We start from the raw sequence: 24,491 nt of genomic DNA on the forward strand, positions 1-24,491 counted from the left end.
GTTTTATCATAATCCCCGTAAATTTGTTAAAGTTTGATTGGCTTAAATCCGGCAGCAATATATTCTTTAGGTTATTAATGAATCTATTATCAAAAATAGCTAAGCAGTCAATTTATCTACCTTTTATTTTTCTGTTCTTAATGACCAACGCTAAATCAGCCACTCATTATGTAGTGGGTGTTGAAAATATAGAATACCTTCCGTACTTTGACGGTAGTGGGGCTGATAGCAGTGACTATTATGGCTTTAGTCAAAAATTACTTACCTTGTTTGCTCAACAGCACGATTTCAAATTTGAGTTCTACACATTACCAATTAATCGTCTCTATAAAGAATTTATTGACCACCATCATGTTGATTTTAAATACCCAGATAATCCTCAATGGAAACCAAGTTATAAAGCTTCCTTTGGTGATTTAAATGAAATTATTTATTCGCAGCCAACCGTTGTAACTAAAACGGGTATTGCGAGTTTAAATAAAAATATCACTATTGATGAATGCGTTAGTTTTGCAACGGTGAGAGGGTTTACGCCTCAAAGCTTTAAACTATTAATGAACAACGAAAACGTTGAGTTAATTGAAACCGCTAATGTAAGGGAATTGATCAGGGCGCGAGCATACTTTGTTAAAAATGTTAACCAAAAAGAAGTTCTTCTCTAAAATGTATTAGTTCAGACAAGATCTGACAATTCAACTTGAAAAAGTGAGAGTTACCCGTTTTGATAAAGGTGTCGAATCTTTAAATCAAAACAAACAAAAAGGTAACTCTCATGTTGCATACTAACAATCCAATCATAAAACACAAAGCTGGTTTACTTAACCTTGCCGAAGAACTAGGCAATGTATCAAGAGCCTGTAAAGTCATGGGCGTATCACGAGATACATTTTATCGTTATCAAGAACTCGTTAATGAAGGTGGTATTGATGCATTAATCGAAAAGAACCGCCGTACACCAAATATAAAGAATCGCGTTGACGAAGAAACAGAGCAAGCCGTCATTAACTATGCAGTTGACTATCCTGCTCACGGTCAACATAGAACCAGCAATGAGCTTCGTAAGTTAGGCGTGTTTGTCTCAGGTAGTGGTGTTCGTTCAATCTGGTTGCGTCACGATTTAGAAAACTTCAAAAAACGATTGAAAGCATTGGAAAACAAAGTCGCTAATGAAGGCATTATTTTATCTGACGCTCAAGTTGCTGCGCTAGAAAAGAAAAAACATGACGATGAAGCCTGTGGTGAAATTGAAACAGCGCATCCCGGTTATCTTGGCTCACAAGACACATTTTATGTTGGTAACCTTAAAGGTGTTGGTCGTATCTATCAACAAACCTTTGTGGATACCTACAGTAAAGTCGCCTTTGCGAAGCTCTACACAACGAAAACGCCAATTACAGCGGCTGACATGCTCAATGATAAAGTATTGCCTTATTTCGAAGGTCACAAATTGCCTATGCTTAGAATATTAACTGACCGAGGAACTGAGTATTGCGGGCGAGTTGAGCATCATGATTATCAGCTATATTTGGCAATTAACGACATCGACCATACAAAAACGAAAGCAATGTCCCCGCAAACAAATGGTATCTGTGAGCGTTTCCATAAGACGATTTTGAACGAGTTCTATCAAATCACATTCCGCAAAAAGTTGTACGATTCAATGGAAAAACTACAAAAAGATCTGGACGAATGGATGGATTACTACAACAATGATCGGACTCATCAAGGAAAAGTATGTTGCGGTCGAACACCACTTGAAACATTACTGGATGGAAAAACGGTTTGGGCAGAAAAGAATTTAGCTCAAATCTAAACTAACAGTCACCATTAGAAAAATGGGTAACTGTCAGATCAAGTCTGAGCTAGTACATCTAAAAGCATCATCATAACAAGCTCTTACACACTTACTTCTTATTGACCCCTTGCTTTTCGTATGCTGCTTTATCATGTTCCTAACGACGCGTCTAAATAGTGCCATATGTTGCGCACTTAATGGCTCATGTATTTGACAGGCATCTTCTTTAAATACGACATCCAGTATCCAGTGTTGCTGATTTTCTATCAGCCAATGTTGTCTTATTGCTTTACTTATCAATATATTGTCTGTCAACGATGTTAGGTAGTAATGTGTGTCAATACTCGTTCTATTACCCTTCGTTCGCTCTCGCTGCACCGCAACGATTGTCCTAACTGATGGCCAGCTCTCTTTAATTTCACTCGGTAATAAACGCGCATCAAGACAATCTATCGTGCGTACTTCTTTTCGCCCATGCCCTGCATCTTGTGTTACATGACTAAGTATCTCTGAGTTTTCAGATTCATACTGGTGTGTAAATGCATCTTGAATCGCGCTATAAAGTTTCTTTTGATTACCCTTTGCTTGCACTAGATAATCTGCATGTCTGCTAATTAGCTGTTTTAGCGTTTCTTTTTGGCAGTGCAAAGCATCAAGTGTAATGACGGTGTTATTGATATCGAGTATTTTCAATAAATCCCGAACTGCCGGTATTTCATTCGTCTTACTGCCAACTGTTTGGTGGAATAATGTGAGACCTGCCTCACAATCAAATGCTGAGACGAGGTGTAATTTATCAGCAATGTGTTTACTTGCTCCGCGAATAGTTTTGCCATCGAAGGCAATGACAGGATGCGCTGATTTAACGCGGTTTTGATTGACCCAGCTATACATCGCGAGTAGTAATGAGTCAGTATCAACGGTTCTAAAAATCCGAGCAATACTATGTCGAGTGGGTATGCCATTTTTGAAAGAACGAAATCCTCTTAACCAATAAAGCTTACTTTCGCCATAGACTTCAATATCTTGCCAGTTTTCACACCCTGATGTAACGGCAGTAATAATAAGAAAAAGCACATCAACTAAGTTATGGTGTTGATTTATATGTGAACGATTATCTTTGACGAGTTCTAAATGTGAGAAGAGTGACATAATAAGTTTAAGGTGATGAAATTTATGGTATTAGATCATAAAATTTGTTTATTTACAAAGTGTGATCCCGCCCTGGGGAATTGATAGAGTTGCTTTTAAAAGAGCGAGTGGAGTGTATTTACATATCTAACGATGTATTAAACTATAATATCGTTAAATACTTTAAATTAACCCGACCCGTTTATTTTCAAAACGAATTGCCGGTAGATTTACAAGCCTTTTTATTATCGTCAATTGACTACCCTGACGTGATTAAGAAATTTGATACATTCTTGCTTTCACATAAAGTGCAAATACAGGAACTGAAAAAAGAATATCAAATAAAAAATTAACTAAAAAAGCCCCGTAAGTTATAACTTACGGGGCTTTTTAAAAGGTATTAACCTGTATATAACTATATTATGTATGTGCTTAATAATAAAAACAGTTCAAGCTAAGTCACCACCTAACTTGAACCATTTTTCACACTGACAACATCTTCACACACAATATAAAGATTCTGTTTGCTACGCTTAAGTAGCTTTGTTTTACATATCATGTGGTTTGAGCCGAGAATAAAAACAGTTCAAGCTAAGTCACCACCTAACTTGAACCATTTTTCACACTGACAACATCTTCACACACAATATAAAGATTCTGTTTGCTACGCTTAAGTAGCTTTGTATTACATATCGTGTGGTTTGAGCCAAGAATAAAAACAGTTCAAGCTAAGTCACCACCTAACTTGAACTGCTTTTCACACTGACAACATCTTCACACACAATATAAAGATTCTGTTTGCTACACTTTGGTAGTCTTGTATTACTTATCATGTGGTTTGAGCCGAGAATAAAAACAGTTCAAGCTAAGTCACCACCTAACTTGAACCGCTTTTTCACACTGACAACATCTTCACACACAATATAAAGATTTTTTACTGCTACTTATGAGTTACTAAAACTCAAAAGGTTGCATTTAATACTCTTAAAAACAATTTAATGTAAGTTGTTTTGAGTTGATGGAGTAACTTTAATATTTAACTTTATTTTCGACAAACGATAAAAACGAAACCAATGAGTGAAAAAAATTAAACTATAGACTTTAGTCTAATGCGTGGTGTTAAGTTTATGTATTTAAATAAAAATATTATTCAAAAATTTAAATTAGATTTAAGCGAACCATTAATACAACCCGTAATTAGGTGTATTAATAAACCCGCCTAATAAAGGATTATTCTTGGATTTTTCTAAATGTGCTTACAACCCACTTCGCAAATAAATCAAGTGGGTGATTAGGTGTGTTGGATTCGTGTTGTACTAAGTAGTATTTATCTTTAGTTGTTAAAGGCTGTTCAAATAATTTATACAGCCACTTCTCATCTAACCAACTTTGACTAATTGGCAGTGGAATAAGCGCAATGCCCATGCCTTGCTGCGCAGCACGTGCTACACCAAACATACTATCTATTTGGATAATTTGCGAAGGAGAAAAGTCATCAATGCCTGCTTTTTCAGCCCATTGATGCCACGCCCAAGGACGCGCTTTATGTAGAATTAGCGGAACTTGGTTTAGTGCTTTACGATGATCATTTTTCCACTGATTGAGCAGTTTTTCATTACACGCAGGGATATATTCAAGATTAAATAATTCAGTTACTAAGCCTTCAGTAGGTTTACTAGAGGACAATACAATAGACAAATCGCTATGCCGTGTTATTTCTTTGCGTGTTTTAAGTGTATCCATTTGTAAATTAATATTAGGATGCTCTGTCGTCCACTCACTTAATTTAGGCATAAGTAGTTCGCTTGCAAAAAACTCAGGCAAGGTAATTGTTAAATTAGTGTTTTGTTGCATCTGACTAAACTCGTTAATGGTACCTTCTAACATGGTAATGATAGGAGATACGGCATCAAAAAAGTTTTTACCAGCTGTTGTTAAACTTATTGAACGTGTTTTACGCTGAAAAAGTTCAATACCAAGCTGTTCTTCAAGTTGTTTTATTTGATGGCTTACTGCCGAAGGTGTTAAGTACAGCTCATTAGCTGCATGCTTAAAACTTAGGCTTCTTGCTGCAAAGCAAAAAGATCGAAGGCCACGAATAGGAGTTTGCATGTTTTCCAGTATTAAGTTGTTTGTATAGCCTAGTATAGGCAAAAATCGAACCAGTTAGTAATGTTAGTAATTTCAACAAGTTAAAATTACTCATAGAGCAGGTTCACAAAAGTGGTGCATGATAACAACAAAGTAGTGCAAATGCTCTAGCTAACTAATCATCTATTTATGCAACTATTATAGATAAAAATTTACTACAGATGTATGAATTAGCCTAAAAATAATGCAAAAGGACAAAAAAATCCCTCTTGCGAGGGATTTTGGGTAACTCAGCGCCATTGGCACTGGGAATGAGGTCGGTACAGGGTAAAGCGTTATTTTTAAGCTAAAGCCTAAAAAACCATTTCTGGAACTTCACCGTCAACAAGTAATTTACCTGCTGTTTTACTAATGATTTCATCAACAGATACGCCCGGAGCACGTTCTAATAGATGAAATGCGCCGTCTTTAACTTCTAATACGGCTAAATCTGTTACTATTTTTTTACGCAATTAACGCCAGTAAGCGGTAAAGAGCAGGCCTCTAATAGTTTAGAGTCACCATGCTTACTTGCATGGGTCATAGTAACAATAATATTTTTCGCGCCAGCGACTAAATCCATCGCGCCACCCATGCCTTTAATCAGCTTTTTAGGGATCATCCACGATGCGATGTTGCCGTTCTGGTCAACTTCAAATGCACCCAGAACGGTTAAGTCTACATGACCACCCCGTATCATGGCAAAACTATCTGCACTATTAAATATGGCTGCACCTTTGGCTGCTGTCACGGTTTCTTTACCCGCGTTAATCATATCGGCGTCTAGCTCTGCTTTAGTGGGGTACGGGCCCATGCCTAAAAGGCCATTTTCGGACTGTAACATAACTTCAATATCATCTGGTACATAGTTTGCGACGAGTGTCGGAATTCCTATGCCCAAATTTACGTAGTAACCATCTTGAAGTTCTTGTGCAACGCGCATTGCAACTTGTTCACGTGATAATGCCATAATTATGCTCCTGCTTAATCTCGTGTTGTTACACGTTCAATGCGTTTTTCAAAGCTGCCTTTAATAACGCGATTTACAAAAATACCTGGGGTATGAATTTGGCTTGGCTCAAGCTCACCCGGCTCTACAATTTCTTCTACTTCGGCAACGGTAATTTTACCCGCTGTTGCAGCCATTGGATTAAAGTTCATGGCGGTGTGTCTAAACACTAAATTACCAAAGCGGTCGGCTTTCCACGCTTTAACAATAGCAAATTCACCTGTTATAGATTCTTCTAAAATATACGGGCGACCATTAAACTCTTTTACGTCTTTGCCCTCAGCAACTGGAGTACCGTAACCGGTGGCGGTGTAAAACGCAGGTATACCCGCGCCACCAGCGCGCATTTTTTCAGCAAGTGTGCCTTGAGGCGTAAGCTCTACATCAATTTCGCCACTTAATAACTGCTGCTCGAATAGGGCGTTTTCACCAACGTACGAGGCAACTACTTTTTTAATTTGTTTGTCTTGTAATAAAATACCTAAACCAAAGTCATCAACACCACAGTTATTAGATACTACAGTTAAGTTTTTTGTTTGCATGTGCTTAATTTGTTTAATTAAGCCCTCAGGAATACCACATAAACCAAAACCACCGGCAATAATGGTATCGCCGTCTTTTAATCCTTCCATTGCAGCTTCGTAACTAGAAACTACCTTATCAAAACCGGCCATGAGTCTCTCCTCATTGTGTGCTATTTGTTGTTAATTATCTTTAATCATCATTTTATAAGATAGCCATTTAACCTGAACTCTGGTTAAGAGATTTACTAACTTATGAATCAGGGTGATATTTAAGCTTATTTTCTCTAGCTAAAGATTTTCAGTGAAAACAAGGCGAATTTACGCGTCAATAGCTGGCCTATTGCAAGTAAATTCAACGCAGTTAGTGCTGAAAATAGCTGCTCGAGATAGATTTATTATCCAGAGCTCAGGTTATTTAGTGTGTAGTGCCACAGATACTTTGCTCACAGGTTGCTTACCAAGTGCTTTGGTTATTTCCCAGCCAGCGTCACTTAACCTTTGTAAATCAATTGAGTGTTCAATGCCAAGCCCTTGCAGTAAGTAAACGACATCTTCGGTGGCAACATTTCCTGACGCACCCTTAGCATAAGGACAGCCACCAAGGCCCGCAACTGCCGCGTCAACCGTTGCAATACCTAGGCTTAAAGCTGCGTAAATATTTGTGAGCGCTTGGCCGTATGTATCATGAAAATGCACGGCCAACTTGGTTTTATCAATGTGCGTTAAAAGTAACTCTATTAACTGCGTTACTTTTTTAGCGGTGCCAACACCTATGGTATCGCCAAGGCTTACTTCGTAACATCCTAAATCTAGTAGCTTTTGCGATACTTTGAGTACTGCTTGTGGGTTAATTTCACCCTCATAAGGGCAACCTAGCACACAGCTTACATAACCACGTACGCGAATATTATTCGCTTTAGCAAACGCCATTACTTCGCTAAAACGTTCAATACTTTCGTCTATTGAGCAGTTGATATTTTTTTGACAAAACGACTCACTTGCAGCGGTAAATATAGCAAACTCTTTAATGCCAACAGCGTGCGCTGCTTGTGCACCTTTTAAGTTAGGTGTAAGGGCGCTTAAATTTACATCGGGTAAATCTAGCGCTGATATTACATCCGCTGAGTCTGCCATTTGTGGCACCCACTTAGGGGAGACAAACGCACCAGCTTCAATATCTTTTAAACCTGCAGCACTTAGGGCGTTAATAAGCGCTACTTTATCGGCTGTGCTTACTGTTTTTTCGTTTTGTAGGCCGTCTCGCGCGCCAACTTCAACAATACGTACTTTACTTGGAAAGGCACTCATTATGCACCTTCCTCAGTTGTATCTTCGACAATAGCAAGTAAGGCTCCATGCGTTACTAGTTCGCCCTCACCAAAACAGTAGCTTTTTAAAATGCCGTCGTGTGGTGCGTTAAGCGTGTATTCCATTTTCATGGCTTCGATAATAACAACCGCATCGCCTTTGGTAATTGTGCTACCAATGTCAATTAAGTGTTTTACTACCGTGCCATTGAGTGGGGCGGCAAGTGGCAGTGCTTCGCTTTCGTGCGAACTAATATAATGTTTATCAACTAGTTCAAGCTTAGTTTGCAGTGCTTTATTCATAACAGTGACAATATTGCCAACAGTATTATTACCTACAGTAGTTACGTGCGCGCTATGTTTTTCGCCGTTAATAAATACACTGCAAAGATTATTATTTAATGTGCCTTGTAGGTTAAATACATGCTTGTTATGCGTAATATTATAGCCCGCTGTGGTTTTTATAGCGCTTAGCTGTAAATCGGCAAAAGGGATTTTAATTGCTTGTGGTGCATTGAGTGTAAAACCACTCAGTTGTTGCCACGGGCTTGCACTGTTTGGCGCATTTTGGGTGTTAGTTAACGATTCTAAATATGCAAAAGCACCAATAAGCTGACTTGCTTGCAATAACGATTCGTTAACCGCAACTAACGAGTCACCTTGCTCTGCAATAAAGTGTGTACTTGGCGCACCCTGTTTAAAGGTAGGGTGGCTTGCTAAATTATGTAAAAAGCCAATGTTAGTGCTAAAACCCGCTAAATTAAATTGCTCAAGAGCGTGTTGTAAACGGCTCAGTGCTTGTTCGCGAGTGTCGTCGTGCACAATAAGTTTTGCAATCATCGGATCGTAAAACGGGCTGATTTCGTCGCCTTGTGCAATGCCTGTATCAATGCGTACAAATTCGCTGTTAAGCGGTGTGTGTAGTGCTTCAATAGTTCCCGAGCACGGGATAAAGTCGTTAGCTGGATCTTCTGCGTATATACGCGCTTCAAAGCTATGACCCTGCAATTGAATATCGCTTTGTGTCAGTGGCAGTGTTTGCCCACCCGCAATATTAATTTGCCAGTTGACTAAATCTACACCGGTTACCATTTCGGTCACAGGGTGTTCTACTTGTAGGCGCGTGTTCATTTCCATAAAGAAAAATTCATCGCCACACAGTAAAAACTCAACCGTACCCGCGCCTCTATAATTTATAGCCAGTGCACAACGTACAGCTGCTTCACCCATTTCTTTGCGTAGCTCGTCAGATAAACCCGGAGCAGGGGCTTCTTCAATTACTTTTTGATGACGACGTTGCAAAGAACAATCACGATCGCCTAAATAAACACAGTTGCCATGGTTATCTGCAAATACTTGCACTTCAACATGGCGAGGCTGGTTTACGTAACGCTCAAGTAATACTAAATCGTTACCAAAACCGGCAATGGCTTCACGTTGCGCACCTTGTAATGCGCTCATAAAGTCTTGTGCTTTTTCAACCACACGCATGCCTTTACCGCCGCCGCCAAAGGCCGCTTTAATGAGTACAGGGTAGCCAATTTTTTCAGCTTCACTTTGTAAAAAAGCAGGGTCTTGTTTATCACCATAATAACCTGGTACTAATGGCACATTAGCAGCTGCCATTATTTCTTTAGCGCGGGTTTTAGACCCCATTGCTTCAATACTGCTTGCTGGTGGCCCTATAAAAGCAATGTTATTAGCTTCGCAGGCTTTAGCAAATTCGCTGTTCTCAGATAAAAAACCATAGCCTGGGTGAATACAATCAGCGCCGCAGTCTTTGGCAACGTGCAAAATTTTGTCTGCTACTAAATACGAATCTTTACTTGGTGCGGCACCAATATGGTAAGCCTCGTCAGCCATTTTTACATGCTGGGCATGTTTGTCTGCATCAGAATAAACCGCGACCGTGGTTAAGCCCATTTGTTTTGCAGTGCGCATTACTCGGCACGCAATTTCTCCACGATTGGCAATCAGTATTTTTTGTAATCGTTGTGTGTTCATAATCAATCCTACAGTTGCCAAGCGGGTGGGCGTTTATCAAAAAAAGCACTTAGCCCTTCTTGACCTTCTTCAGATACGCGAATTTTTGCAATACGCTCTGCGGTAAGCTCAATGAGTTCATCGGTTATTGGTTTATTTGCTACATCGTTAATTAATGCTTTTGCGGCTTTTACTGCAACAGGTCCGTTATCAATCAGTGTTTGCAGTATATTATCGACCGCGCAGTCTAAATTACCGGTTACTTGATGAATTAAACCAAGTTGCTTAGCAGTATGTGCATCAAACACTTCAGCCGTTAAAAAGTACCTGCGAGCAGCGCGTTCACCAATGGCTTTAATTACATACGGGCTAATAACCGCCGGAATAAGGCCCAGCTTTACTTCGCTTAAACAAAATTGAGCATCGTCTTTACTAAGGGCTATGTCGCAACAGGCTATTAAGCCCAGAGCACCACCAAAAGCGGCACCTTGCACAGCACAAATTGTAGGATGAAGGGATCTTGCCAATACCTGCATTAATTTAGCTAATTGCATTGAATCAGCTAGGTTATCGGCATAGTTGTTATCAGCCATTGATTTCATCCAAGCTAAATCGGCGCCGGCTGAAAAGTGTTTACCCTCTGTTTTTAAAACCAGGGCACGAATATCAAGCGTATTTGCATGTTCAATACACTGAATAAGTTCGTGTATTAATTCGCTGTTAAATGCGTTTCTTTTTTCTGGGCGACTTAACACAAGTACAACCACATTAGATTTTGTTATTTGAAGTGTTACTGACATTTTGCGCTCCGGTTACATTCTAAATACGCCAAATTTCGAATCACGTTTTGGTGCGTTGTTCGCAGCTGTTAACGCAAGCCCTAATACATTACGCGTGTCGGCAGGGTCTATAATGCCGTCATCCCACAAGCGTGCGCTTGCGTAATACGGATGACCTTGCTCTTCGTATTGATCAACAATTGGCTTTTTAAAATCACTGATTTCTTGCTCGCTCATGCTTTGGCCTTTACGTGCTAAACCATCTTGTTTAACTTGCGCCATTACACCCGCAGCTTGCTCGCCGCCCATCACCGAAATACGAGCATTAGGCCACATCCACATCATGGTTGGTTCAAATGCGCGGCCACACATACCGTAGTTACCTGCGCCGTAAGAGCCGCCAATAAGTACAGTGAATTTAGGCACATCAGCACACGAAACCGCCATCACCATCTTAGCGCCGTGCTTAGCAATACCTTCAGCTTCGTATTTTTTACCCACCATAAAGCCGGTAATATTTTGTAAAAACACTAAAGGAATATTGCGCTGAGCACACAGCTGAATAAAGTGCGCGCCTTTTTGCGCCGACTCACTAAATAAAATACCGTTATTAGCCACTATGCCAACAGGGTTGCCATAAATACTGGCAAAACCTGTTACCAACGTTTCACCAAAGTAACGTTTAAATTCATCAAATGATGAGTCGTCCACAGTGCGCGCTATTACTTCGCGTACATCAAACGGCTTTTTAAGGTCGGTGCCTACAATGCCGTAAAGCTCGTTTATATCGTATCGCGGTGGTTTTACATCATCTAGAAGAGGGGCTGTAGGGCGTGTGTAATTAATACGCTCAATACATTGGCGCGCAATAGAAAGGGCATGAGCATCGTTTTCAGCGTAGTGATCGGCAACACCCGACACTTTACAGTGCACATCGGCGCCGCCTAGTTCTTCGGCTGTTACTTCTTCGCCTGTTGCTGCTTTTACAAGCGGCGGACCTGCTAAAAATATAGTGCCTTGATCTTTTACAATAATGCTTTCATCGGCCATAGCAGGTACGTACGCACCACCTGCGGTACATAACCCCATTACCACGGCAATTTGTGGAATTCCTTTACCCGACATACGGGCTTGATTGTAAAAAATACGACCAAAATGCAACTTGTCCGGAAATACATCGTCTTGCTCAGGCAGGTTAGCACCGCCCGAATCAACAAGATAAATACACGGTAAGTGGCAGCGCTCTGCGATGTCTTGTGCGCGTAAATGCTTTTTAACGGTAAGCGGAAAATACGTACCGCCTTTAACCGTGGCATCGTTTGCAATAATCATGCATTCAATGCCTTTAACACGGCCTATACCGGCTACAACACCGGCGCACGGTATTGCTTGTTCGTACACACCAAAGGCAGCAAATTGCGATATTTCTAAAAACGGTGAGCCTTCGTCAATTAATGTACTTATACGGTCGCGTACAAATAATTTACCACGGCCTTCGTGGCGCTCTTTTAACGCAGCGCCTCCGCCTTGGCTAATAGTGGCTACTTTGCTGCGTAAATCATCCAACAGCGCCGACATGTTTTTATGGTTTTGAACAAACGTTGGATCGTGAGGATTAACGCTCGATTTTAAAATCGTCATGGTTTAATCCTTAACGGCTTTCAGTGAAAAGTTCGCGGCCAATAAGCATGCGGCGTATTTCTGATGTACCTGCACCAATTTCGTATAATTTAGCATCACGAAGCAGGCGGCCTGTTGCGTATTCGTTTATGTAGCCATTTCCGCCTAAAATTTGAATCGCATCAAGCGCCATCTTAGTCGCAAGCTCTGCGGCATATAAAATGGCACCTGCTGCATCTTTACGGGTTGTTTCACCACGGTCACAAGAGCGAGCTACCGTATATACATATGAGCGCGCCGCATTCATTTGTGTATACATGTCGGCTACTTTGCCCTGAATTAACTGAAATTGACCAATAGGAGTGTCAAATTGTTTACGCTCGTGAATATACGGTACCACTATGTCCATACACGCTTGCATTATGCCAAGCGGGCCAGCTGCAAGTACTACGCGTTCGTAATCAAGGCCACTCATAAGTACTTTAACGCCTTCGTTTAAGTTACCTAAAATGTTTTCCTCGGGTACTTCACAGTTTTCAAATACTAGCTCACAGGTGTTTGAGCCACGCATGCCCAGTTTGTCGAGCTTTTGCGCCGTAGAAAAACCAGGAAAGTTGCTCTCAACAATAAACGCGGTAATACCTTTAGCGCCGGCGTTTAAATCTGTTTTAGCGTAAATTACTAGTGTGTGTGCATCGGGGCCATTGGTGATCCACATTTTGTTGCCATTTAAAATGTACTTATTGCCTTTTTTTTCGGCTTTAAGTTTCATTGATACAACGTCAGAGCCTGCATTAGGCTCGCTCATTGCAAGGGCACCAATGTGCTCACCACTAATAAGCTTAGGTAAGTATTTTTCTTTTTGAGCTTGTGTGCCGTTACGGTTAATTTGATTAACACACAGGTTAGAATGTGCTCCATAGCTTAAACCTATAGAGGCACTGGCACGGCTAATTTCTTCCATAGCAATAACATGTTCTAAGTAACCTAAACCGGCGCCGCCAAGTTCTTCAGATACGGTCATACCTAGTACGCCCATTTCGCCCATTTGAGTCCAAAGTTGATTTGGAAAAGCGTTATCTAAGTCCGTTTTTTCAGCAAGCGGGGCAATCTCCTGACTCGCAAAACTGTTTACGTGGTCACGGATCATATCGGCGGTTTCGCCAAGGCCAAAGTTCATTTCTTTATATAGTGAAATAGTGCTCATGATTCATTCCTGTGTGACGTGTGTGTTGTCAGTGTGTTTTTATTTTAAAAATAAACTTACTCGTCTATTTTATTAAGCGTGTCTCTGCAGCGGCGCTCGGCCGTCACTAACTCCATAAGAACAACTTTAATGTCGTCCATTTGTTGAGATAGGTCTGCTTTTTTTCTGAAATAAGGTCAAGCATAGTAACCAACTGCTTAGCGCTTGATTTATCTGCGTCGTACAGTTCAAACAAACGACCGGTTTCGGCCAATGTAAAGCCAAGGCGCTTACCACGTAATATTAGTTTTAAACGCACTTTATCGCGTTTTGAATAAATACGGGTTTGACCATTACGATCAGGCGTTATTAACCCTTGGTCTTCGTAAAAGCGAATAGAGCGGGTTGTAATGTCAAATTCTTTAGCGAGTTCGCTAATGCTAAATGTTTGTTCATTACTGGCCGGCATTTTGGCTGAGCTTGCAAAGTTTGTTTGATTATCTGGTTTCATAATTGTATTTACCTCATTCGAATAACTCCAATATAAGTGAAGTTTACGTAAAGGTAAAGCTTGGTGTGATTTGAAACTATTTATAAAGGGATGTTTAAGCGAGGTGTTGATTTATATTATTAATATTCAATGGGTTATTTATATTTTGTCAGTGTAGTCTAACCGATGGTAAATAATCCTTACACTTATAAAACTAAAAATTAAGCTGTTTTTAGTTGACGTTGGCGTAAACGTTAGTATTGTGTAAGGGTATTAAACAATAAATGAATACTAAATTAATAGAGCAAATATACTAACAACTATTTGCATATAAATACAATGGAGTTAGTTATGACTTTAGAATCAGTGGTAATTGTAGCAGCAAAACGCACCCCAATGGGTGGTTTTATGGGAGCGTTAAGTGATGCGCAGTCTACCGAGCTTGGCGCTACCGCCATTGCCAGCGCACTTGCACAAACTGGTTTAGCTAATGATGCAATAGACGAAGTAATTATGGGCTGCGTATTACCAGCAGGGCTTGGACAAGCACCTGCACGCCAAGCAATGTTAAAAGCAGGCCTTGCACTTAGCACTGGCGCTACAACAATTAACAAAGTATGTGGCTCTGGTTTAAAAGCGGCCATGCTTGCAAACGATTTAATTAAAGCCGGCTCTATTCAATCTGCTATTGCTGGTGGCATGGAGAGCATGACAAACGCACCGTACTTTATTCCAAAAGCGCGTGGCGGTATGCGCATGGGACATGGCGAAATAAAAGATCACATGATGAGCGATGGCCTTGAAGACGCTTACGACAACAAAGCTATGGGTTGTTTTGCACAAGACACCGCCGATGAATACGGCATTGGCCGCGAGCAAATGGATGCGTTTGCATTAGGCTCATTAAGTAAAGCTAAAGCCGCGATACAAAATGGTAGCTTTGATAACGAAGTTGCACCCCATACAATGCAAACACGCAAAGGCGATGTAACAGTATCGATTGATGAGCAACCAGGTAACGCTCGCCCAGAAAAAATTCCTACCTTACGTGCAGCCTTTAAAAAAGACGGTACTATTACAGCGGCTAATTCATCGTCAATTTCAGACGGTGGCGCAGCGCTTATATTAATGAGCGAATCAAAAGCAAAAGAGCAGGGCTTAACACCGCTTTGTAAAATTGTGGCGCACAGCACGCATTCTCAAAAACCAAGTGAATTTACAGTAGCGCCAGTAGGGGCTATGAACAGCGTGCTTGAAAAAGCAGGTTGGGCTGTAAACGACGTTGACCTTTGGGAAATTAACGAAGCATTTGCCATGGTAACCATGCTGGCTATTAACGAGTTAAAACTTGATGAAAGCAAAGTAAACGTTAACGGCGGTGCATGTGCACTTGGCCACCCAATTGGTGCAAGCGGCGCGCGTATTTTAGTAACGCTTATTCATGCCCTTAAAAACCGAGGCCTTAAAAAAGGCATTGCGTCTTTATGTATTGGTGGCGGTGAAGCGGTTGCTATGGCCGTAGAAGCGTATTAACTAGGTATTAAATAGTTATAAGAAAGTTATACGAATAACTATAAAAGCGCTGCACTCATAATACTAACAAAGCGGCGCTACCAATTTTAAAAGAGAACACACAACTCACACACTAGGATTTAATCATGCACCAAGTACCACTACTTATTAATGGCGAATTTATTCAATCAGCGTCTAGAGAGCTTATCGATGTTGTAAACCCAGCGACTCAAGAAGTACTTGCACAAGTGCCATGTACCACAGAATCAGAAATGGACGCAGCAATTGCCTCAGCCTCTGAAACGTTTAAAACATGGAAAGACGTACCCATCACTGAACGTGCTCGCATTATGATGAAGTACGCGGCGCTATTAAAAGAACACCACGATGAGCTTGCTACCATTATTTGTCATGAGCTGGGTAAAACGTTTGAAGATGCAAAAGGCGATGTTTGGCGTGGTATTGAAGTAGTAGAACAAGCAGCGAACGCACCATCATTAATGATGGGTGAAACAATGGAGAACGTAGCGCGTAAAATCGACACGTATTCTTATATGCAGCCACTTGGCGTGTGTGCGGGCGTTACTCCGTTTAACTTCCCTGCAATGATCCCACTTTGGATGTTCCCGCTGGCTATTGTGTGTGGTAACACCTTTATTTTAAAACCGTCTGAGCAAGATCCACTTACACCAATGCGCTTAGCTGAGCTATTTATTGAAGCCGGCGCACCAAAAGGCGTATTACAGGTTGTTCATGGTACAAAACCACAAGTAGACCGCTTACTAGAAGATAAAGCAGTGCGTGCTATTTCGTTTGTAGGCTCGTGTGGTGTAGGTGCTTATATTTATTCTAAAGGCACACAAAATCTTAAACGCGTGCAAGCGTGTGTTGGCGCTAAAAACCACATGGTTATTATGCCTGATGCAAGTAAATCGCACGTTGTAAACAACCTAGTAGGCGCATCTGTCGGTGCTGCTGGCCAGCGTTGTATGGGTATTTCGGTTGCTGTGTTTGTAGGTCAAGCAAGTCAGTGGGTAGATGAAATAAAAGCAGGCTTTGAAAATGTACGCCCAGGCGTGTGGGATGATGCAAACGCGGCATACGGTCCACAAACATCAAAAGCAGCAAAAGCACGTATTTTATCACTCATTGCCGGTGGTAAAGAGCAAGGCGCTACTTGTTTAATTGATGGTTCTGACTTTACGGTTGAAGGGTATGAGCAAGGTAACTGGGTTGGCCCAACGTTATTTACCGATGTAACCAAAGAGATGGATTTATACAAAGAAGAAATATTTGGTCCAGTACTGGCGTGTATGTTTGTAGACACGCTTGATGAAGCAATCGCACTTATTAACGACAGCCCTTACGGTAACGGCACATCGTTATTTACCTCAAGCGGCGCAGTGGCTCGTAAATTCCAACACGAAATTGAAGTAGGCCAAGTAGGTATTAATGTGCCAATTCCGGTGCCACTTCCGTTCTTTTCGTTCACTGGTTGGAAAGGCTCATTTTATGGCGATACTCACACGTACGGTAAACAAGGTATTCGTTTTTATACAGAAACTAAAACGATTACATCACGTTGGTTTGAAGACGACATTGCGTCGGGTCCAAACATGAGTATTAACTTAAAATAATCGTAATTAAAAAATGAGTAAATAAAAGAATAATTAATAAAAAAGATGGGCGCGAAGGCTACTTCACACACAACACACACATAAGCCTTCGCCGCTCGTCACAAACTATCCCTGTAACGGGAAACACTAACAACACAACTAACACAATTAAAGAGGTCTACCATGGACTTTAACTTATCAGAAGATCAACAAGCCTTTGCTCAAACAGCACGCCAATTTGCCGAGTCAGAACTTGCGCCCCATGCAGCAAAGTGGGATCGCGAACATATTTTTCCTAAAGACACGATTAAAGCTGCGGGCGAGCTTGGTTTTTGTGGTTTATACACGCCAGAGGAAGCAGGCGGCCTTGGTTTATCTCGTTTAGATTCGAGCATTATTTTTGAACAACTTGCTATGGGCTGTACCGCAACAACGGCTATGTTAACCATTCATAATATGGCTACCTGGATGGTAGCAAGTTTTGGTACCGATGCCGTTAAAGACAAATACGTAGAGCAATTAGTAATGGGCGAGTTACTTGCCTCTTACTGTTTAACAGAGCCAGGCTCGGGCTCAGACGCCGCATCACTTAAAACCAAAGCCGTGCTTGAAGGTGATGAGTACGTTATTAATGGCTCAAAAATGTTTATATCGGGCGCTGGCGAAACCGAAGTATTAGTGGTAATGGCACGTACAGGCGGCGAAGGCGCTGCGGGTATTTCGGCATTTGTAGTGCCTGCCGACGCAAAAGGCGTTGAATACGGTAAAGCAGAAGAAAAAATGGGTTGGAACGCACAACCAACACGGCTAATTAGCTTTGAAGATGTACGCATTCCTGCGCATAACTTATTAGGCGCAGAGGGAGAAGGCTTTAAATTTGCGATGCAAGGCCTAGATGGCGGCCGAATTAACATTGCCACATGTTCAATTGGTACAGCGCAAGCGGCGCTTAATACAGCCCGTGAATATTTAAAAGAACGTACACAATTTGGTAAGCCATTGGCTGCGTTTCAAGCATTGCAATTTAAAATTGCCGATATGAACACCGAACTTGTAGCTGCGCGCCAAATGGTAAGGCTTGCTGCATTTAAACTTGATAATAACGACGTTGAAAAAACGACTTACTGCGCGATGGCTAAACGCTTTGCTACCGATGTTGGCTTTACTGTGTGTAACGACGCACTGCAAATTCATGGTGGTTACGGTTACATAAAAGAATACCCGCTTGAGCGCCATGTACGTGATGTACGCGTTCATCAAATTTTAGAGGGCACTAACGAAATTATGCGTGTGATTATAGCGCGCCGTATTTTGGCTGAGTCTGCAAGCGACGTTTTATAAGGAGCAATGTATGTCAGAATCTAAATCTAATCCGAGTATTGAACTTACAACCGAAGGTCATGTTGCTATTTTAACTATGTCTAACCCGCCAGCAAACACCTGGACAAAAGACACCCTAGTTGATTTAAAAAACAAAGTTAACGCGCTTAATAATAATAAAAATATTTATGCATTAGTACTGACTGGTGAAGGCGAGAAGTTTTTTAGCGCAGGTGCCGACCTAAACGTATTTGCAGGTGGCGATAAAGGCGTTGCCGCCGATATGTCGCGTGTATTTGGTGAAGCGTTTGAAGCACTGACTAATTTTAGAGGCGTGTCGGTTGCTGCCATTAACGGTTATGCAATGGGCGGTGGCTTAGAGGTTGCACTTGCGTGCGACGTACGTATAGCGGAAGAACAAGCACAAATGGCGCTTCCTGAAGCTAAAGTTGGGTTATTACCGTGTGCGGGTGGTACACAAAATTTAGCATGGTTAGTTGGCGAAGGCTGGGCAAAACGCATGATTTTATGCGGTGAGCGCTTAAAAGCCGATAAAGCCCTGCAAATTGGCTTAGTAGAAGAAGTAGTACCACAAGGCGAAAGCTTTTCAGCGGCATTAAAACTTGCCAACCAAGTAGCCGATCAAAGCCCTACCTCAGTAGCTGCGTGTAAAACATTGATTCAAAAAGGGCGTCATCAACCGATGGCAAGTGTATTGCCTCTTGAGCGTGAATTGTTTGTTGGATTGTTTGATACACAAGATCAACAAGAAGGCGTAAATGCCTTTTTAGAAAAACGCCGCGCTAACTGGGTAAACGGCTAATGAGTGCTTTAACATTATTAAATAGCGCCGATGAGCCCGTGGTATTTGAAACCGCAACCGCAGAAAATGGCAGTTTAATTGGGCTTATTACACTCAACGCGCCAAAAGCCTTAAATGCACTTAATTTTGAGATGATCAAGTTACTTGAACCGCAATTGCGAGCTTGGCAAGATGATGATGCTATTGTAATGGTCTTGTTAAAAGGCGCAGGCGATAAAGCATTTTGTGCAGGCGGCGATGTTGTAAGCCTTCATCATGCAATGGCGCAAGGTAAACCAACAAGCTTAGTTGAAGAGTTTTTTACACTAGAGTACAAGCTTGATTATCTTATTCATACCTTTGATAAACCTATCCTCGTTTGGGGTAACGGCATAGTGATGGGCGGCGGTTTAGGGCTGATGGCCGGTGCTAGCCACCGCGTTGTTACTGAAACATCACGCATTGCCATGCCAGAGCAAACCATAGGTTTATACCCTGATGTAGGCGGCAGTTACTTTTTACATAAAATGCCACAAAGTGTGGGGCTATTTTTAGGACTAACGTCGGCATCAATTAACTGTGACGACGCGCGTTTTGTATCGCTTGCCGATCACTTTATCGACAGCACTAAATATGATTCCATGCTTGCACAAATTTTAACTGCAAAGTGGGGCAAAACTGCGAGCTTAAATCATGAGCGATTAACCGATTTACTCACCGATTTAGACAACCAATCTGCGCGTATGCCTAAAGGCAATATAAAAGCTAATTTAAAAACGATTCAAAAGCTGGGTGAATTTACAACCTTGCAAGCGCAAGTAGATTATGTTTTAGGGCTAACCACTGACGATAAATGGCTACAACGCGCCCAAAAGTCACTTAAACACGGATGCCCACTAAGCTGCGCACTCGTTAGTGAGCAATTAAAAACAAGTAAAGGCAAAAGCTTATTAGCGTGTTTTAAAATGGAGCTGGGTATGTCGGTTCGCGCTGGCGAAGTAGGTGAGTTTCAAGAAGGCGTAAGGGCGTTATTAATAGATAAAGACGGCGCGCCTAATTGGCAGTACAAAACTCTTAGTGATGTACCACAAACAATAATCGACAGCTTTTTTGCTAATCGCTTTGGCGAAAACCACCCTCTCAATGGCTTAGACACGCCAACACACAAATAAAGGAAAGACGATGACTAAACTCAATATTGGTTTTATCGGCTTAGGTAATATGGGCGGCCCAATGGCGGCTAACTTAATTAAAGCTGGACATACTGTGAGTGTGTTCGATTTAAACCAGTCGGTCGTAAATCAACTTGCAAGCAAAGGCGCAAAAGCAGTAGTTGATGCAAAGCAGTGCGCAACCAATGCTGACGTACTTATTAGTATGTTACCTGCAGGCAAGCATGTTAAATCGCTGTATTTAGGAAATAACGACGACAGCGGCTTAATTAACGTGCTAAGCAATAATACATTAGTAATTGATTGCTCAACAATCGATGCAGAATCAGCACGCACTGTAGGCAGTGCACTTGGCAAACAAGGCATAAGCTTTGTAGATGCACCGGTATCGGGCGGTGTTGCAGGCGCAACCGCAGGCACACTTACTTTTATTGTAGGCGGCGAAAAAGCCGCGTTTGATAAAGCACATACAGTGCTGAGTGATATGGGTAAAAACATATTTCATGCAGGCGATATTGGCGCAGGGCAAGTAGCAAAAATATGTAATAACATGCTACTTAGCATTTTAATGGCAGGCACCAGCGAAGCACTGCAAATGGGTATTAATAACGGCCTCGATCCTAGCGTACTTAGCGACATAATGACCGCAAGTTCTGGCCGTAACTGGACGCTTGAACTTTACAACCCTTGCCCAGGTGTAATGGATACAGCCCCTGCTAGTAACGATTACAAACCAGGCTTTATGGTTGATTTAATGGCTAAAGATTTAGGCCTTGCCATGGAAGCCGCGCAGCAAAGTAATTCATCAACCCCAATGGGTTCAATGGCTAAAAATTTATACACTATGCTACAGCACCAAGGTGCGGGTAGTGATGACTTTAGTGCCATTTTTAAACTGTTTTCTAAGTAGGAGCAACGCGTGGAAATTAAAAATAACACGGTAGTAATAACCGGAGGCGCACAAGGTTTAGGCTTTGCAATGGCGCAAAAATTTGCACTTATGGGTGCTAACATTGCTTTAATAGATATGGCACAAGACTTATTAAACACCGCATGCGAAGAACTCACACAGCTTGAAGGTGTAACCAGCAACATAAAAGGTTATGCCGCAAACGTAACCACTGAGAGCGAAGTAGAAAACGTATTTAATACCATCAACAGCGATTTTGGCCATATTGGTGTGCTTATAAACAACGCCGGTATTTTACGCGACGGCATGTTTATAAAGGCTAAAGACGGCAAAGTGGTAAAAAAATGTCTCTTGATCAATTTCAATCAGTTATTGATGTAAACCTAACCGGTGTGTTTTTAGCAGGGCGGGAAGCTGCAAGCCATATGATTGAATCAGGCAAAGGCGGCGTTATAGTCAATATGTCGAGCGTAGCGCGAGCAGGTAACATAGGCCAAACAAATTACGCGGCATCAAAAGCAGGCGTAGTGGCACTTACCACCACATGGGCTAAAGAACTTGGCCGCTTTGGTATACGCGTAGGCGCTATTGCACCAGGTGTTATAAGCACCGCCATGACCGACGCCATGAAGCCCGAAGCCAAACAACGTATGCTCGCAGTAACGCCAGTAGGGCGCTTAGGCGAAAGCGACGAAATTGCCCATACCGCACAATACATAATCGAAAACGACTTTTTTACCGGCCGTGTGGTTGAAATAGACGGCGGTATTCGTTTGTAAACCGAACTGGATTAAGGTTGATTAAAAAAGCATGGCTATTTTGGGCTGTGCTTTTTTGTTTTAAATCGGGGAGATTTATAATCTTGAAAAAGGACTAATAACGGCGTTGGCATTTTTGTTGTAAAACATGAGTAGGATACCCGTTGAATTAAAGCGTAGAACATTTTAGCGTTCTAATTAACTGCGTTAAAAACTTCTCATATAGACAAACAATATAACTAAATTTTTGCCTTGTTACTGAGATATTTATAATCTTGAAAAAGGGCTAATAACCCCGTTGGCACCTTGTTGTAGTACATGAGTATAAATTTGTGTAGTACGCACGTCACTGTGACCTAGCTGTGTTTGTACTGTACGTATATCAGCACCGCTTTGCAGCAAATGCGTAGCGAATGAGTGACGCAAAGTATGTGGGGTAACGTGTTTGTTAATTTCGGCTTTTGTTGAAGACAGTTTAACTGCCTTTCTTACCCCTGAATGATCTAAGTGATGACGTCTTATTTCTCCTGTTTCAGGGTCTGTACTTAATTTATGTGATGGGAACAGAAACTGCCATTGTAATGACTTATTAGCGCTTGGGTATTTTTTACTAAGTCGATAAGGCATCCATACACCGGCGTACGCATTATTTTTTAAATCTAACTGTAAATATTCATCAACCTGAATTATTTGATTTCTTAGCATTGGTATTAATTCTTCAGCAAGTGTCACAATACGATTTTTATTACCCTTGCCGTTCCAAATGCGTATGTTTTTATAGTCGAAGTCAATATCATGAACTCTTATTTTTACTGCTTCCATCAGCCGTAAACCACTTCCATATAGCAGGCTTGCTATCAAATAATGTCGCTTATTTATATTTCTAAAAAATAGCGATACCTCATTTTGTGTAAGTACGACAGGAAGTTTCTGTTGACGGTTACTTTTGATGAAATTTAAATCTAATGAAAGCTCATTCTTGATAATATGTTTATATAAAAAAGCAAGTGCATTTAAAGCGGTTGCTTGTGTTCTCGCTGCCACTTTTTTAGTAACTGTTAAGTGATTTAAAAATATTTCTACTTCATTATTGCCCATACTGGTAGGGTGCCGCTTATTATGAAAATGGATATAGGCAGTAATCCAAAAGACATAAGTTTCAATAGATTTTTTAGCATAATGATGGCTATACATATAGTTGATAATACTATTAAGGAAAGGGGACTTAGTTTTCATTTTAAATCTCAATTAGCTGTATTTATATACAGTATTGGTGTTTTTCCTCCTAAGTCAAGAAATGAGGACGTTTTCCTCTTTTCTGCATTTTAATAAAAGAACAGCCTGACTTAAAGTTTAAAGCTGGCAATGTGTTACAGGATTTGTTATTAATATGAAAAACAATTAAGGGGACATACATTACTCATAAAAAGAGGAAAGTGTCCTCTGATAAAGCTGTTAAAGCGAACAATACCAAGGAGAAAATAAGTGACTGATAAAGCTAAAGAGAATATACCGTCAATATTGTCGTTAAGGAATGTAAGGGATTTAGTCGTATTAATATTTTTTGGTGTCCTTTCGTACAAACTATTCAGCATTGACTTGTCACTTAATATTAAAGAATTTGGGTTTACTGATTTGCTTTCAATGTTAGTCGCATTCTTTGCTATTGCTTTATCAGTAGCTTTTTACTTTAAGGCTACAGACACTAGTAATCGCTTCTATGATAATTCATACGCATTTACAAAGGATGTCTCAGAAATATTAGGCCGAATGGAAGCAGGGTTTGGAGAGAGACTGAGACACTTAGATGAAGGGTACACAGGTATCCGAGATCGATTTGATAAACTACCTTTTGACTCCGCTAAAGCCATGGAAGAAATCGAAAAAGAGAACGAAGAAATTAAGAAAAAAGAGGCTGAACAGCGCAAAACTCTAGAAGAACTAGCACAAAAAGCACATCTCGTAGAAAGCGAGAAAACAGCGCTTTTTGAGCACATGGAAATGCTAAACCGGGATCTTGAAGAGTCAAAATTAGAGGCAAGACGCCTACAAAAAATTATGCATATGAACGAAATGAAACATGGTGAGGGTTCTTTTGAAGTGCTTCAATATTTGGTTAGGCGTTTTTCTGATGTAAGAGATCCGGAAATCTCGTTGAAATCACCTATATCAAGTTATAGAAATATTTTCAGAAAGTTAAAAAATGATCTGCCCCGAGAAGCTATAAGGGATCTTGAGATGCATGGTCTCATCGATGATGAAGGTGATTTGACTCGCCATGCGATTGAAAGAATAAGAATGATTGAGCGAAAGAGGGCTTAGCTTTAACAAGCGCAAGCAGTCGGAAAATTACTCGCTGCGCTCCCAATTTTCCGCTGTTGCGGGCGTTATATGCAAAACGCATAGTTCGGGCATGATTAAGCAATGTTATTAATTTTAAGGGAGTA

The 24,491-nt window shown here is 41.0% G+C and carries 18 protein-coding genes and 3 pseudogenes; 10 read left to right on the plus strand and 11 right to left on the minus strand.

Translation table 11 applies throughout. The features are described 5' to 3' along the window. Positions 1–77 precede the first annotated feature (77 nt). Both P4S71_RS17635 and P4S71_RS17640 read left to right on the plus strand, forming a co-directional pair. Positions 78–662, plus strand: coding sequence for a hypothetical protein (locus P4S71_RS17635; protein ID WP_337151156.1), 585 nt, complete (start codon positions 78–80; stop codon positions 660–662). 110 nt (positions 663–772) lie between these two features. Then, on the plus strand, positions 773–1,813 hold the full coding sequence (locus tag P4S71_RS17640; RefSeq protein WP_337149778.1) for an IS481 family transposase: 1,041 nt from the start codon (positions 773–775) through the stop codon (positions 1,811–1,813). A gap of 33 nt (positions 1,814–1,846) precedes the next feature. On the opposite strand, the gene P4S71_RS17645 is transcribed toward P4S71_RS17640, so the two are convergent. The 10 genes and pseudogenes from P4S71_RS17645 to P4S71_RS17690 all read right to left on the minus strand — a co-directional run bounded on the left by P4S71_RS17645 (position 1,847) and on the right by P4S71_RS17690 (position 13,975). Then, entirely contained in the window at positions 1,847–2,947 is a 1,101-nt protein-coding gene (locus P4S71_RS17645; RefSeq protein WP_337151157.1) for an ISAs1-like element ISPsesp1 family transposase, read from the minus strand. A 1,209-nt stretch (positions 2,948–4,156) separates the two neighbouring features. Next, complete coding sequence (locus P4S71_RS17650) at positions 4,157–5,038, minus strand: LysR family transcriptional regulator (RefSeq protein ID WP_096793054.1); 882 nt, start codon at positions 5,036–5,038, stop codon at positions 4,157–4,159. Between the two features lie 332 nt (positions 5,039–5,370). Continuing rightward, positions 5,371–6,026 (minus strand): annotated as a pseudogene (locus P4S71_RS17655) (3-oxoacid CoA-transferase subunit B). Positions 6,027–6,040: 14 nt separating this feature from the next. Then, entirely contained in the window at positions 6,041–6,739 is a 699-nt protein-coding gene (locus P4S71_RS17660) for a CoA transferase subunit A (protein ID WP_008135270.1), read from the minus strand. Between the two features lie 261 nt (positions 6,740–7,000). Next, positions 7,001–7,897, minus strand: a complete 897-nt coding sequence (locus tag P4S71_RS17665) for a hydroxymethylglutaryl-CoA lyase (protein WP_096793055.1) — start codon at positions 7,895–7,897, stop codon at positions 7,001–7,003. After that, complete coding sequence (locus tag P4S71_RS17670) at positions 7,897–9,900, minus strand: acetyl/propionyl/methylcrotonyl-CoA carboxylase subunit alpha (protein WP_337151158.1); 2,004 nt, start codon at positions 9,898–9,900, stop codon at positions 7,897–7,899. The genes P4S71_RS17665 and P4S71_RS17670 overlap by 1 nt, the downstream gene beginning before the upstream one ends. 8 nt (positions 9,901–9,908) lie before the next feature. Next, on the minus strand, positions 9,909–10,679 hold the full coding sequence (locus tag P4S71_RS17675; protein ID WP_337151159.1) for an enoyl-CoA hydratase/isomerase family protein: 771 nt from the start codon (positions 10,677–10,679) through the stop codon (positions 9,909–9,911). A 12-nt stretch (positions 10,680–10,691) separates the two neighbouring features. Continuing rightward, the gene (locus P4S71_RS17680) at positions 10,692–12,299 is read right to left on the minus strand and encodes a carboxyl transferase domain-containing protein (RefSeq protein WP_337151160.1); all 1,608 of its coding nucleotides are present in this window, start codon (positions 12,297–12,299) and stop codon (positions 10,692–10,694) included. 10 nt (positions 12,300–12,309) lie between these two features. Beyond that, entirely contained in the window at positions 12,310–13,485 is a 1,176-nt protein-coding gene (locus tag P4S71_RS17685; protein ID WP_197113844.1) for an isovaleryl-CoA dehydrogenase, read from the minus strand. Between the two features lie 56 nt (positions 13,486–13,541). Further along, positions 13,542–13,975 (minus strand): annotated as a pseudogene (locus P4S71_RS17690) (MerR family transcriptional regulator). Positions 13,976–14,305: 330 nt separating this feature from the next. Here P4S71_RS17690 and P4S71_RS17695 point away from each other — a divergent pair. The 7 genes and pseudogenes from P4S71_RS17695 (at position 14,306) to P4S71_RS17725 (ending at position 22,065) form a co-directional block, all read left to right on the plus strand. Next, on the plus strand, positions 14,306–15,487 hold the full coding sequence (locus P4S71_RS17695) for a thiolase family protein (RefSeq protein WP_008135263.1): 1,182 nt from the start codon (positions 14,306–14,308) through the stop codon (positions 15,485–15,487). A 125-nt stretch (positions 15,488–15,612) separates the two neighbouring features. After that, positions 15,613–17,103 carry a CoA-acylating methylmalonate-semialdehyde dehydrogenase gene (locus P4S71_RS17700; protein ID WP_337151161.1) on the plus strand — a complete coding sequence of 497 codons (1,491 nt, stop codon included), beginning with the start codon at positions 15,613–15,615 and terminating at the stop codon, positions 17,101–17,103. Between the two features lie 162 nt (positions 17,104–17,265). Next, positions 17,266–18,423, plus strand: coding sequence for an acyl-CoA dehydrogenase family protein (locus P4S71_RS17705; protein ID WP_002961869.1), 1,158 nt, complete (start codon positions 17,266–17,268; stop codon positions 18,421–18,423). Between the two features lie 10 nt (positions 18,424–18,433). Continuing rightward, complete coding sequence (locus P4S71_RS17710) at positions 18,434–19,225, plus strand: enoyl-CoA hydratase (RefSeq protein WP_337151162.1); 792 nt, start codon at positions 18,434–18,436, stop codon at positions 19,223–19,225. Continuing rightward, the gene (locus tag P4S71_RS17715; protein WP_337151163.1) at positions 19,225–20,376 is read left to right on the plus strand and encodes an enoyl-CoA hydratase/isomerase family protein; all 1,152 of its coding nucleotides are present in this window, start codon (positions 19,225–19,227) and stop codon (positions 20,374–20,376) included. The genes P4S71_RS17710 and P4S71_RS17715 overlap by 1 nt, the downstream gene beginning before the upstream one ends. A 10-nt stretch (positions 20,377–20,386) precedes the next feature. After that, positions 20,387–21,286 carry a 3-hydroxyisobutyrate dehydrogenase gene (gene mmsB, locus P4S71_RS17720; RefSeq protein WP_337151164.1) on the plus strand — a complete coding sequence of 300 codons (900 nt, stop codon included), beginning with the start codon at positions 20,387–20,389 and terminating at the stop codon, positions 21,284–21,286. Positions 21,287–21,295: 9 nt separating this feature from the next. Continuing rightward, positions 21,296–22,065: pseudogene (locus P4S71_RS17725) on the plus strand (SDR family oxidoreductase). A gap of 246 nt (positions 22,066–22,311) precedes the next feature. On the opposite strand, the gene P4S71_RS17730 reads toward P4S71_RS17725, so the two are convergent. Next, on the minus strand, positions 22,312–23,280 hold the full coding sequence (locus P4S71_RS17730) for an integron integrase (protein WP_096793066.1): 969 nt from the start codon (positions 23,278–23,280) through the stop codon (positions 22,312–22,314). A gap of 249 nt (positions 23,281–23,529) precedes the next feature. On the opposite strand from P4S71_RS17730, the gene P4S71_RS17735 reads away from it, so the two are divergent. Next, positions 23,530–24,366, plus strand: coding sequence for a hypothetical protein (locus P4S71_RS17735; protein WP_337151165.1), 837 nt, complete (start codon positions 23,530–23,532; stop codon positions 24,364–24,366). Positions 24,367–24,491: the final 125 nt, after the last annotated feature.

This window comes from Pseudoalteromonas sp. B62, from assembly GCF_037162565.1.
GTDB classification, from domain to species: domain Bacteria; phylum Pseudomonadota; class Gammaproteobacteria; order Enterobacterales; family Alteromonadaceae; genus Pseudoalteromonas; species Pseudoalteromonas fuliginea.